The 13,210-nt window shown below is 34.9% G+C and carries 12 protein-coding genes; all 12 read right to left on the bottom strand.

Annotated features, from left to right (window positions below; all coding sequences use genetic code 11):
• Positions 1-26: 26 nt before the first annotated feature.
• The gene (locus ACIKP9_RS00400; RefSeq protein WP_400877803.1) at positions 27-1,193 is read right to left on the bottom strand and encodes a nucleotide sugar dehydrogenase; all 1,167 of its coding nucleotides are present in this window, start codon (positions 1,191-1,193) and stop codon (positions 27-29) included.
• Between the two features lie 38 nt (positions 1,194-1,231).
• A complete protein-coding gene (locus ACIKP9_RS00395) occupies positions 1,232-2,329 on the bottom strand; it encodes a glycosyltransferase (protein WP_400877800.1) in 1,098 nt (365 codons plus the stop codon).
• Positions 2,330-2,358: 29 nt separating this feature from the next.
• Positions 2,359-3,459, bottom strand: a complete 1,101-nt coding sequence (locus ACIKP9_RS00390; RefSeq protein ID WP_400877797.1) for a glycosyltransferase family 4 protein — start codon at positions 3,457-3,459, stop codon at positions 2,359-2,361.
• Between the two features lie 72 nt (positions 3,460-3,531).
• Entirely contained in the window at positions 3,532-4,947 is a 1,416-nt protein-coding gene (locus ACIKP9_RS00385; RefSeq protein WP_400877794.1) for a hypothetical protein, read from the bottom strand.
• A 20-nt stretch (positions 4,948-4,967) separates the two neighbouring features.
• Positions 4,968-6,230: an O-antigen ligase family protein gene (locus ACIKP9_RS00380; RefSeq protein WP_400877791.1), complete on the bottom strand. Its 1,263-nt coding sequence runs from the start codon at positions 6,228-6,230 to the stop codon at positions 4,968-4,970.
• Positions 6,221-7,426 carry a glycosyltransferase family 4 protein gene (locus tag ACIKP9_RS00375; protein ID WP_400877788.1) on the bottom strand — a complete coding sequence of 402 codons (1,206 nt, stop codon included), beginning with the start codon at positions 7,424-7,426 and terminating at the stop codon, positions 6,221-6,223. Before ACIKP9_RS00375 ends, ACIKP9_RS00380 begins: the two co-directional genes overlap by 10 nt.
• Positions 7,427-7,484: 58 nt before the next feature.
• Positions 7,485-8,183, bottom strand: coding sequence for an exosortase C-terminal domain/associated protein EpsI (locus tag ACIKP9_RS00370; RefSeq protein ID WP_400877786.1), 699 nt, complete (start codon positions 8,181-8,183; stop codon positions 7,485-7,487).
• Positions 8,180-9,100 (bottom strand): exosortase B, encoded by a 921-nt coding sequence (xrtB, locus tag ACIKP9_RS00365; RefSeq protein ID WP_400877783.1) that lies wholly within the window; start codon positions 9,098-9,100, stop codon positions 8,180-8,182. The genes ACIKP9_RS00370 and xrtB overlap by 4 nt, the downstream gene beginning before the upstream one ends.
• A 2-nt stretch (positions 9,101-9,102) precedes the next feature.
• Positions 9,103-9,993 carry a chain length determinant protein tyrosine kinase EpsG gene (gene epsG / locus ACIKP9_RS00360; protein WP_400877780.1) on the bottom strand — a complete coding sequence of 297 codons (891 nt, stop codon included), beginning with the start codon at positions 9,991-9,993 and terminating at the stop codon, positions 9,103-9,105.
• A gap of 3 nt (positions 9,994-9,996) precedes the next feature.
• Positions 9,997-11,409, bottom strand: a complete 1,413-nt coding sequence (gene epsF, locus ACIKP9_RS00355) for a chain length determinant protein EpsF (RefSeq protein WP_400877777.1) — start codon at positions 11,407-11,409, stop codon at positions 9,997-9,999.
• Positions 11,410-11,445: 36 nt separating this feature from the next.
• Positions 11,446-12,237, bottom strand: a complete 792-nt coding sequence (gene epsE / locus ACIKP9_RS00350) for a polysaccharide export protein EpsE (RefSeq protein ID WP_400877774.1) — start codon at positions 12,235-12,237, stop codon at positions 11,446-11,448.
• Between the two features lie 27 nt (positions 12,238-12,264).
• Positions 12,265-13,203 (bottom strand): EpsD family peptidyl-prolyl cis-trans isomerase, encoded by a 939-nt coding sequence (locus ACIKP9_RS00345; protein ID WP_400877771.1) that lies wholly within the window; start codon positions 13,201-13,203, stop codon positions 12,265-12,267.
• Between the last annotated feature and the right edge of the window lie 7 nt (positions 13,204-13,210).

The raw sequence follows: 13,210 nt of genomic DNA, 5'->3' as shown, positions 1-13,210 counted from the left end.
TAATCTAATCAACAAGCCACAACAAACTAATCACTGCCAAACAAGTCGCGCGTAAATACCTTATCCTTTACGTCCTCAAGCTCTTTCGTCAAGCGATTAGAGACAATTACATCCGCAAGACGCTTAAACTCCGCCAAGTCATTCATGACCTTAGAATTGAAAAACTCCGACTCATTTAACACTGGTTCATATACAACGACCTCTATACCCTTGGCTTTGATTCGTTTCATAACGCCTTGAATACTAGAAGCACGGAAATTATCGGAGCCCGCCTTCATAATTAAGCGATAAATTCCAACTACATTAGGTTTTTTACGAATAATGCTTTCAGCGATAAAATCTTTACGGGTACTATTAGATTGTACAATCGCATTAATCAGGTTCTGCGGTACATTATTGTAATTCGCCAGCAATTGCTTAGTATCTTTTGGCAAACAGTATCCGCCATATCCAAAAGAAGGATTGTTATAATGCGACCCAATTCGTGGATCTAATCCAACGCCTTCTATTATCTGCTTCGTGTTTAGACCATGAGTTGCTGCATAAGTATCTAACTCATTAAAATAAGCCACTCGCATAGCAAGATAAGTATTCGCAAATAATTTTATCGCTTCTGCCTCAGAACTATCAGTTAATAGGATAGGAACATTCTCTTTGATAGCGCCTGCTTGCAACAACTTGGCAAAAGTCTCAGCACGTGTCGATCGCTCACCCACTACAATGCGAGATGGATAAAGATTATCATATAGCGCTTTGCCCTCGCGCAAAAACTCAGGAGAAAAAATCAAATTATCACATTGCAATTCACGCCTTATATTTTCGGTATATCCAACAGGAATAGTGGATTTTATGACCATAATAGCAGAGGGAGATATCTGCATAACATCTTTAATAACAGCCTCAACAGATTTAGTATTGAAATAACTAGTCTCTGAATCATAGTCAGTAGGCGTAGCAATCACCACATAATTCGCCCCTTCATAGGCCTCCTTTTTATCAAGTGTAGCTCGAAAATTTAAGGCCTTAGTCTCCAAATATTGCGAAATTTCATCATCAACAATTGGTGATTGTTTCCGATTTAGCATTTCAACCTTTTCAGGTATAATATCAAGTGCAACCACTTCATGCTTCTGGGCTAACAATACTGCAATTGACAAACCAACATAACCAGTCCCTGCTATTGCAATCTTCACAACTTACTCCAATCTTTAAATACCGGCAACAACCCTAGTTAATTCAAATATAAATCTAATATCTCCCTGCTTAACCGCTCAGAAGTAAAAAATTTCAAATATTTTTCCCTGGCATTGCTTCCCATTTCTTTACATAAGTCAGGCGTTAAAGATTTTAAAATATTTACTAGATCATCAACTGAATTAGAGGAAATTAAATAGCCAGTAACACCATGTTCAATTAGCTCGGGCAAACCGCCAACATTACTGGCAATGACAGGTTTAGAGGCTCTCATTGCTTCAAGAGCAGACAAGCCAAAACCTTCCCAACGAGAAGGAATTACAAATACATCACAAGAAACAAAATATTGCTGCAGCTTATCATGCTGTGTCCATCCTAATAAATTAACATTAGATGGAGGCTCTATATACGATTGATCTCCAGAAGATTGGTCTCCTGCCGCATATGCATAAACAATATTTTGTAGTTGGCTCATTGCAGAGAAAAAAATGTCCACGCCCTTTTGCCTATCAAACCTTCCAGCAAAAAGCACCCGTAATTTCCCCTTAGGCCAATCTATATTAGAGATTGGCAATTCTATATTTTTAATGGAGTTTTGAACAATAACAAGTTTACTAGATCCAACATTGTTATTCTTAGCCATTAAAAAATCATGTTTAGATATACAAATTATTGTGTCACAACCGAATGCGAGAATTTTTTCAACATGAACAAGTAGTCTATTTTTCCATTCTGCAACATTTCTATCAAATGCCCATCCATGGGAACAGTAGATTATTTTGATTTTTGATGATCTAAATAAACCATAAAATAAGCGGACAGAAAATCCAGCAAATGTACTATGCAAATGCACTATATTAAACTCAGAACGAAAAAATATTTGTACAAAAGTAAAATATAAGCTTAAAACATTTAACACTCTAAGTCTAAAATCATTAAAATAAAAAATCTTCACATGTGGAAAATTATTAAGATATTCTTTTTGACTTTTTGGAGCCAAAACAGCAAGCTGATGAATCAAATCAGAATTTGATTGAAGCGCAAGAATCTCGTTCAAATAAGTAGCAATACCACCCTTTAGAATCTCTGCGATATGGAGAACATATAATTTCTTTTTTTCAATTGATCTAGCCATATTTATATCTTTTCAATTTATGAAAAATATTAACTTTCTCTTAATACTTTATTACATGAATTGGCAACTTTGATGGCGGTGTTACGCCAAGAAAAAATATGCGCTCGTTCAATCCCTTTAATTTTCAATTCATCGCGAATTTTTTTATTATTAATTACATATTCAATCAAATGAGCCAACTTATCTGAATCTGTTGGAGAGAAATATAAAGCAGCATCACCACAAACTTCTGGAATAGATGCGGCATTAGAAGCTAAAACTGGACATGAACAATTCATTGCCTCTAATGGTGGAATACCAAACCCCTCGTAGAGTGAAGGAAATATAAAACACAAAGCATTAGAATATAATGCCTTAAGCTCATTATCAGATACATATCCTAATAACTTTATTTTTCCAGAATGCATATCAATAGATTCAGAAAAAATTTTAGGATTTGTGCCACCTGCTATCAAAAAACTAACTTCACATTCTTTAGATATATTCTTTAAAGCATCTGCGATTAAAGAAAAGTTTTTATGAGGGGCATGACTACTAACTGCTAATATATAAGTATTAGGTCGAACATTAGTTCTGTTGAAAATATCTAAATCTGAGTTAAATTTTGCAATATGCTCCCCTCCTTCCCCAACAACACTAATTTTTGAATTAGGTATTTTAAAGAAGTCAATAAGATCATGTTTAGAGTATTGGGAGACTGTAATAATTTCTTTTGCAAACTGACCTAGTATAGGCATTAATATTCCATACCATAATCGAAATCGAAACGAGAATGTCTCAGGCACCCGCTTAATGGCAGCGTCATGTATAACAACAATCTGTCTTCTACATATTAAAGGCCCTGTGTTACATAGATTTAACAATATTGCTTTTTTATTAAAGATTAGAAAAGGAAGCGAAAATTGTTCCCACAATTGATTCTTAAAAAATCCAAATCTTATAATTTTTAAATGAGAAAATGTAATATTAATTTCAGCCCCATGTGGAACCACAATAAAATATTCTATCTCCTTAATAGACTGATGATTCTCAGCTATCAGTTCATTTAATTCCTTAATGGTCTCAATAGCAAAACGATCAACTCCTGTTAATCTTCTACATAAAAATCGCCCATTTATATATACTTTCACAAAACAATCCTGTTATATCTAAATAATAGTCGCTTAATAAAAAAACACCAAGATTACTAAAATAATCTTAAACTATTCTATATTTAATGCCCCAATGTCATGTTCAATGATAAGAGGCATAGGTCCAGCCCTCATAACGTCTTTAGTATAGTCAAAAGAATAACTACTATTATCAGCCAAGGGCACAACATCAACGTATGCATTATTATCTACTGCTTTCACATGAAAATCCTTAGGGTCACCATTGTATATGGTCCATAGTGCTGTTATTTGTTTACCATTCGGTAAATTAAATCTAGCCCAGAGCCTATCAGAACTTAAAACTCCCCCATTTACAAATGTAGCGCCTTTTAATTTAGAAACTATATTGTGAAAAGCATTAAAAGCTTGTTTTGCACCAAAAGTATGATTAACCAATCCAAAATTATGTTCTTTTTCTTTTGCATTAAGACCACTATCAACCAGCTCATACCACCACAATCCGCCTATATATTCTCGAGACTTGGCCATGATAAATGATTGGGCAAGATATGCAGCTGCTAAATCTGCTGATATACCATATTTTTCTGTATGGTTAGGCCACCCTAATTCTGTAATGTATATTTTTTTTTCACCTGAAGAATTATATTTGATCATTAGCCTCCAAATATAATCCACCCAAGAAAAAGCATGATAAGGAACAGCATTCTTTCCAATTGAAAAATTATATGGGTGCAAAGAATATCCATCACAATACTTCATGATACCAAGCTTTAATGTTTTCTCTATCCAAGCCGAATCTAAATCAGTAACAGCTCCACATAAAACTTTTGCCGATGGAGCATTTTTTTTAACTACTGTTGAGACTTCTTTTACTAATAAATAATACTGCTCAGGATCTCCATATCTATTTATCTGTCTATCAGCATTTCCAAATCCAATATTCCACTCATTCCATATTTCAAATCCAAAAACCTGAGTACTGTATCGTTTAGAAACATAATCCGCATACCTTACAAAAGCTTGACGTCCTTCATTTGTATAAGGCTGGCGATTGCTATCATAAAATTGATTGCCATAATTAAGAATGATTAGCGGATTAGTTTCTTCCCAATTAATAAGTGCATCTAAACCAGCGAGATCCTTTTTTACTCCTATTTCCCCTTTGATACGCTCAAGACGATGCCAAAAAACCTCATCTCTAAAACTATTAGCTCCAGAAGCGGAAATCAATGCTTTAGCATTAGCAAAAGTAATTTTTTCTTGTCCCGCATGTATACCAACACCATAAATAAAATTATCACTGACAATAACATTTGGGTCCTCTTGATCTTTTTGTATATTTTTTTCAGTGGAGCTAGGGGTCAATGTTTTTTTATTTGCATTAGTTTCTTTTGATTCACTTTTCTGAGTGCGAGATACAGGCCCATTACTAAATGTACTAGTAGCAGCATAAAGTTGATTATGAAAAAAAATAAAAACTATAAAATACAAAATATATTTAACCATACATCCCCCTCATATAAAGTTTATGATGGTTTCATCGATCTAAAAATCCACCCAATTACTGCACCCAATGTAAATGACAATAACGGTTGCTCAATGACTCCAACACTCATACCATAAGCTAAAGCAATAGCAGGAAACGCAAAAATTAAAAAATTTTCTCTACTGGTTTTTGCTTTATATATGAATAATTTCGTAAGAATCACACCACAATATATCCATCCAACAATACCAAAAGTAACAGTTAAATAAACAAAAATATTATCGGCAGCATTTATCCAGCGACCATCTCCATACATTTGAGAAACACCAATACCACCAAGTCCTCTTCCAAGCAGATAGCTTCCATGCTGGTCCAACAATTCAAAAGCCTTGGGCCACATCCATTCCATTCGATCAGCATAAGAGGTAAACCACCACGCCCATTCACTTGATATATCCCTTACACGCACATTAATTAATAACGAAATGATTGGCATCAGCACAACCAGCATTACAAGTCCAACCAATACAAATTGATACAAGGGCTTAGTATTCTCACCTTTATTGAAAATCATCAATAAAAGCAGTATCAGTGCTGCCAGCATTGCACCTTTGCTTGTTGTCAACGCTATCCCTATAAAAGCCAATAGCCAAAATAAAACTCTGGCACAAGTATTTTTATATGCTGCTAATAAGTAAGTAACAAGAATAAGCAGAGCACTGGCTGCGTCAAATGAAGCTCTAGAAAATCCAGATAGCCTACGCACACCACCTGCCGTCCAATCTCTAGCTTGTTCGCCTTGACCAAAAATAGTATCAAATGTAGCGCCTTCCCATGGAAATACATAAAATTTATTAATCAAAATTGCAAGTACGATTATTAAAAAAACATATGCGATATACTGGCGAAATTTTATTAAAGGGAGCTTATACACAGAAAAAATAGCAACCCCTAATATAAGAGGGAGTAAAACTTTGAGTCCAAACAATTGTTGAAATAAAGAATGTATATATATCATCCCAACAAAAAAATGCAACAATAACAAATAGATAATTACTAATAATATTGTTGGGTTATATTTACCACGCATCCAATTAATACATATTAAGCTTATAATAATTACAGGAATACCATCTCGCAAATACAACAAAGAACCGGCACCGGCTAAATTCAGAACATATCTGATAGGTGCCTCAAATATAAATGTACTTAAATATATAGCTACTAATATAAAGATAAATTTGCACGTACCAACAAATTTATCGGTTACATCCGAGACTCTATCTTGTATAACTACAGACATGCTGATGAGCTCTTTAAAACTTTATCAAATACATTCAAATAAGATTCAGCTACAAATTTTCCAGTAAATTGGGCAGCTCGATTGAGGCAAGACTCATGCAATGCTTTTGAATCGACTCTCAGCATTTTCGTCATTTGCAGGAGAGCAGTAGCCATACAATCGACATCTACCCGTTCGCATAATATTCCCTGATCACTGTTAAAAAGCTCTGGAATACCCCCAACAGGCGTAGCAATAACAGGTTTACCATATGCCATAGACTCAATGACTACTCTCCCTAACGGCTCATTCCATATAGAAGGGACCACAGTGGCATCGATTGACGGGAAAAAGCTTTCGGGAGCACATCTCCCTAAAAAATTAACAGGTAATCCCGCTGCAAGATGTTTTAAATGCATAACATAATCCTGGCTACCATTCCCAGCAATCTTCAGAACTACTTTTTGATCTTTTCTAAAAATACTCTTAAACGCATCTATTAATAACTCAACTCCTTTAGACGGAGCTAACCTCCCAATAAAACCCAAAACTAGCGTATCTTCTGGCGAGCGATATTTTACATCAGCAATATCATATGAGTTATGAATAATAGACGATGGAATATTTTTAAAATATTCATAATTTAAATGTTTATCAAGAATAAAATTACTAATCCCAATTACATGTGTTACAGAATTATTTGATAAAATTTTTCTAGGCATAGATAGCATTTTGCAAGAACTACATCTAGCCTCACAAGAAACTCCGTTACTCATCATCGTTGTTTTAGGGCAAAGCAAATAAAAATCTCTTGTAGTATGAATAACAGGAATTTTTTTCTTTTTTGCAACATCCCATATAGAAACTGAGAAACCAGAAATATTATTAGTATGTATAACATCAGGAGCTATTTCATTAATTAGCTTTCCTATATCACTTTTTCCTAAGAAATTATAACTATCATTCAGATGCCAGAAAAATTTAGATGCTCCAGCTTTATTCTCTGTATCAGAGTTTGGCAAATATATATTCTTTATTTTTATACGCCTAATTTTTACGCCATTATATTTTTCATAACTTTCTAAGCCAGTATTTAAACAAATAACAGTAACATCATGTCCCAGCTTAACCAATGTTTCCGCTAAATATCTCACTGACATTTCAGCACCGCCATGTTCATTTGGATAGTAAAATGTATTGATCAGTAAAATACGCATAAGATACATTGGCAATTAAATTATTAACAATAGCTTCTTAATAAAAATAGTTCCACAGTTATAATTCTGAGGTTGGTATAAGAAAATGATGATATTGAGCAGGAGTTGCCTTAAGCATTTCACTTAAGAATTTCTTCTGGATTTCCAATGAGCTGTTAGTGTCCTCTATACGATCGTAGATCTGAGATGTTCTTACAAGAATCCCATCGACAATCTCACCATCCAATCCTTTCTTTAATATATAGAACCTAGTTTTCCAAGCGCTAGTCGATATTAAATTACCAATTCTTATCCAATATAAAACCAATTCTTTTCTATTGTTAGAAATAGTATTTAAATATGTAGCATCGATAGCTTGATCTAAACTTTCTAAATTAACTTTAGTTGATGCCAAATAATTTACAGAAAACCCCTGTGCTACATAACAAAGTTCAGGACGATGAATTTTCACTTCTTGACGTTGAGATTTTCCATATGCAAGGGCAAGCATAATCACATCGCCCTTATCATTCACATAAGTACGCATAACTGTTTGATCGTATGGGCTATCTATGGATGGCTCTCCATCTCTCCTAGCCGCCAAATCAATTTGAGGAACAGCTGTTTCCAGCTCCTTCCATACCCCAAACTCTTTAGGTACGATTGCGTTTAAATTGACATTTTTAGCTTCGACACTTAAATGTGGTTTGAAGTAAATTGCCAACGAGAATGCAATTACCATTAATACAAACGCAATATTATGTTTATTAGCATTCATGGAGAAAATTTTACTTTCTTGGTACTAATTTCAGTCCGTTTAGTATTTTTTGAGAGATATTGCAATAAACTATCGACTGAAATAATTAGTGATAATGCAACAACAAATAATAACAACCCTGCAAATCCATGAACGAAACCTTGTCCAACCTCATCACCTAGGTAGTAAGTTATTAATGTCAAGACGATTACCCGTATAACATTAGCAGTAAAAGATATTGGAATTATTAATGCCGCCAAAACAATATTTCTTAAAAAAGAATCATGCTTTACTATATTCAAATATAGTAAACCCAATGCTTCGAGCGATATCAAAGTATGCATACCCGCACATGCGTCTGCAACAAGTAATTGGTATTGTCCAATTTGGATAATCACACCGGAACGTGCAATCGGATAATTAAAGAAATATAGTACGTGTTCCGCAACGTAAGAAACTGCAATTTTCATAGGTAAAGTGACCGCATCCAGTAAAGATCCTGGAATAGGGAGCATGAAAATTATGAAGAACAAAGGAAACCAAAATTTTTTTAATACGTTCAATCCTTTTACTAAAAGCAACAAACCTATAAGAACAGGTATCTGAGAGCCTAAATCAAGTATAGCTACATCTTGTGATCTACCAATTATATAAGTAAATAAGCCAAGAATAAAAAACAACCATCCTATTAAAGTACCAAATACCCCAGGATAGTTATTAACAAAAAGATACTCTCTATCTTTCCAAAAAAGATAAGCAACTACTAGTAAAATTAATGGACCATGAGCCTGATTTTCATTATGCCAAAGTGTATTTGCCACATGAAAATAACTTGGAAAATAAAGTAAAAAAAAACCAAAAATTAGCAGCCAGGATGTTGCAATTTTTTTACTGCTTAAATAAATTAACCATTTACTTCTGGCTGTATGTTTTAACATATTTAAAACTCCGTCAGTACGGACCCTACTACAGGCGTACCATTATTTCTTAGCTGTTCCGCAATATTTTCCAAGTCATTAATACGACTATGGTTCTTTTTAACAACAATAAAAATCCCCCCCGAATTTGCCGCTATAGTTTGTACATCAGCACCACTAGAGAAAGATGGAGTGTCAATCAATATCACATCGTATTCTGTAGAGTAATGCGAAAGCAACTTATTGAATATTGGTTTACTTATTAACTCTTGAGGATTAGGAGGTATTGTTCCGGCATTTAATAATGACAAATTATCAAAAAATCCTATTTTTTCAACCACATCAAAGCCTACTCTACCTGCCAATATATCAGCAAGACCTCGTTTTTCATTGGAATTAAAAATCTTATGTAATCTAGGCTGACGTAGATTAGCGTCAATCAAAAGAGTCTTCTCACCAAGTTGTGCAAAAACCACACCAAGATTTGCAATGAAATGGCTAACGCCATGATCACTATCGACCGCAGACACGACTAATGATTTTCTTTCCGGTGAAAACCAATGCATCATCAATTGGCTTCTAACACCTCGTAGAATCTCCGCCTTGTGACTAAAAGGCTGATAAGCTGCGATCAATTCTGAATTAATATCCTCTGAAGATAACATATAAGGATAATCAAACTGCCTTGCTAATACTTCCGCAATATCAGTCTCATTAATTAATCCTAAACTAATTGCGGCTTCACCAAATCTTATTTCCCGCTCTTTTTGAAACTGAGCAATACGCTCTACATCTTCAGCAGTAATTTTCCCCATCCTTAATAATAAACTTCCCATACTAAACTCAGAAAAAGCACTTACCTGAGAGGAGTTAGCATTACTTGCTGGGTAATTCTGATTATTTAAAGAAGTCATAATTTATGCCTGAAGTTTCAGAAATGGGCCTTTAGTAATTTTTTTATTAAATAGTTTTTTTATCTTTTGCTGTTGTCCTGGTATAACAGCGAAAACCGGCGATGGGAATAAAACAATTAACTCATCTGAAGAACGAACTCTACGATCAATCATTTCTAGTAAAATCGCCAAACCAACTCCCAATAAGAAGCCAAAAACTACTCCGATAATAATATTCAATAAAAAATTGGGCTGAGATGGTGAAGTTGACGGTATAGCTGGATTCAAAATTGCAACTTCAGATTGGTTTGATTGACCTTCAATATTAGTCGCTGTAAATCGCTGCATTGTTATATCATATGCTCGCTGGGCATTTTCAACATCTTTAGTCAGCACCGACAATTCATCTCGGTCTTTACTCAGCTCTAAAACTTTCTGTTTTTGGGCTGCTAAAGCCGCTTTAATTTCAGCCTCTCTTTGTTGGAAAATATTTGAACTACTTGCTACGTTCGAAGCGACAGACTTGATTTGACTATCTAGCTCTAATTTTAAATTATCAATTTCAGCTTTAGCCCCCTGATAAACAGGATGGTTCCTCTCATATTTTTGAGAAATATCAGCAAACTTTCCCTCAGCTCTCGCAATTTCAGTTTTCAGATTTTGAATAATTGGGTTGGCAGCAACATCTGGAGAATCATATGCTGATCGGCCTGTTGCATTACGCTGTCTTGACTGTGCCTCCACTCTTTGAGCCTGGGCAAGTACTAGCTGTGAGGAAAGCTCATTTAATCGAGCAGCTTCCACATCTAAGCGCTCATCTACACTAACAATACTTTTCTCACGTTGATAAGTAGAGAGCCTTTTTTGTGCTGCCTCTAAGTCTGCCCTTAACTGTCGTGTCTGCTCAGTAAAATATTGTGCAGCTTTTTTAGATGGTTCAACTTTGAGCTCAATCGTAGTATCTATATATAATTGAGCAAAAGCGTTTGCTATTGCAGATGCAAAATTAGGATTTGATCCAGAAAAAGTAATATCGATCAAGCTACTTTCCCTTGACGGTCTTACATCTAAATTTCTCAGTAATAAATTAGCCAGCCAATCATTAATGTCTCCTTGGCCATTAGTAGCATTTTGAAAACTTTCTTGAATTTCTGCATTATCAGAAAGTCCTAAGGTTGCTACAACTTTTTTTGCAACATTTCTACTGGATATAATATCAGTCTGAGTTGCCATATAGCCGGGCATTAACTGCGCTGGCAATGCTATTCCTGTAACAGGATCTGCACCCTTATAATTAACAATCACAGTTGCTGTAGACCTATAAGTAGGTGACATTAAAAAACTAATTATTAAAGACAATACTATTGCAAAAATTAAAGAAAATAATATAGCCTTATATCTTGCTTTTAATATTAAAATCAGCTGAGAAAAATTCATCTTTATACCTTTATTAAATAAAGTAAATTCTACTACTTAAAATAAACTTTCCTCTACATAAATAATATCATTAGGCAAGACAATATCATCATGTTTTACTTTTAACACCTCCATAACATCCCCTACCTTTCTTTTTATTTTTATACCACGCTCTGTGCCGCGTGCAGTTAGCCCCCCACCGACTGATAGAGCTTGCAAAACTGTCATATTATGTTCAAGTCTATATTGACTAGGTCTTTGAACTTCACCATATATATAAAACTTTAAAACTCTATCAACAAAAATTATATCTCCAGCAGACAGTACAATGTTTTCTTGCATATTGCCTGACCGCATCATTTCAGCTAAATCAATATCTTTTTTTGAAACTACTCCATCAGTATTCTGAATAAGAGTAATTACATCCCCTCCTTCGGGCGATATCCCACCTGCCAGAGCTAGGATGTCTGCTAAACTTCGAGCCGTATCCAATGGATAACGTCCTGGGCGATTGACTTGGCCTAAGACAGATATTTGCTTACTTTGCATTTGAGTAACAATGATGCTCACATGTGGATTTTTTAAAAAACCACCCTGCTCTAATTTGGCAGCAATTTTGCGCTCAACATTAGCTGTAGTTTCTCCACCAACCATTATCTCCCCAATTAATGGGTATGTAATAGTCCCAGAATCACTTACTCTAACTTCTAATGATAAATCAGGCTGCTCAAACACTGATATTCTTAATATGTCGCCAGGCCCTAAAGAAATATCTGTTTCAGCAGCATGCACATTTGACATGCTCATTAAAAACAGCACAAGCAATAACCATTTAATAATTTTATTCATAAGTCACCCATTTATATATTTAACTCATTATTTTAGACCAGTTATTCCACTTGTAATATCGTCTTTAGCATTTTTATTTACATCTTTCTTTTCAGCAACCTGGGGCTTTTCAACTGACGAATTCAAATAATCAATTTTTGCTTCTTCCCTTAATCTCTTAATTTCCAATTCACCAATCTCTTTTCTTTTGTTATTTAGCAAAGTTTGCTCTATTTGAGTTGTAGCATCTGCTAGTGATACAGGACTATCTTTAATACTATCCATTAAAACCAACATTGTTCTTGGTCCCATCCCAATAACAAAAAGCTGCCCCTTTCTTGCGTCTTTCAATCGCTCAGATATTTGAGGAGGCAACTCAGCCACACTACGCGCCACCTCCCCACGATCATATTGAATACCTTTGGAGTCTAACCATAAAGCCACCTCTTGCAATGTCTTAAATCCACCTAATACCGACTTAAATTCATCATTAATGTAGCGTGAATCAATCAGCAATTGCTCCATTTCAACCAACTTTCGTTCCGAAAAAAGAGCAGGATTTTTCTTATAGAAAGCTTCTATTTCTGATTTTTCAGGCTTTCCAATATTAGCCACTTTAGATTGCAGGTAAGCTTGAGCAATGATCTGCGATTTGGCCCGTTCAATGGTTTGCATGACGTTGGGATTTCGATCGAGCTTAGCTTTTAAAGCAGCATCTTCAAGTAACTGTCGGTCAATTAGTGAGCTTAAAATCTGTTTAGTTGCTGCTTCTTTCTGTGCGGGTTGTATATTAGCGCGTGCCAACTCATTATTAAGTTGATGTACAGTAATTTCCTTGCCATTTACTCGCACTAATGATTGGCTTACTTTAGCATCGGAGGGCTTCTCTCCACATCCGATAAGTGCAGTCGCTACAATTAGTCCAATCAGCGATTTTGAAGCAATTGCTGACAAATGATTTGCTAGGTTTTCAATTTTGGTATTCAATTGTTCA

It is taken from the genome of Methylobacillus methanolivorans (genome assembly GCF_044751345.1).
Taxonomy (GTDB): Bacteria; Pseudomonadota; Gammaproteobacteria; order Burkholderiales; family Methylophilaceae; genus Methylobacillus; species Methylobacillus methanolivorans.
Note: the sequence above shows the minus strand (reverse complement) of the source record. Positions and strands in the feature narration are given on the sequence as shown.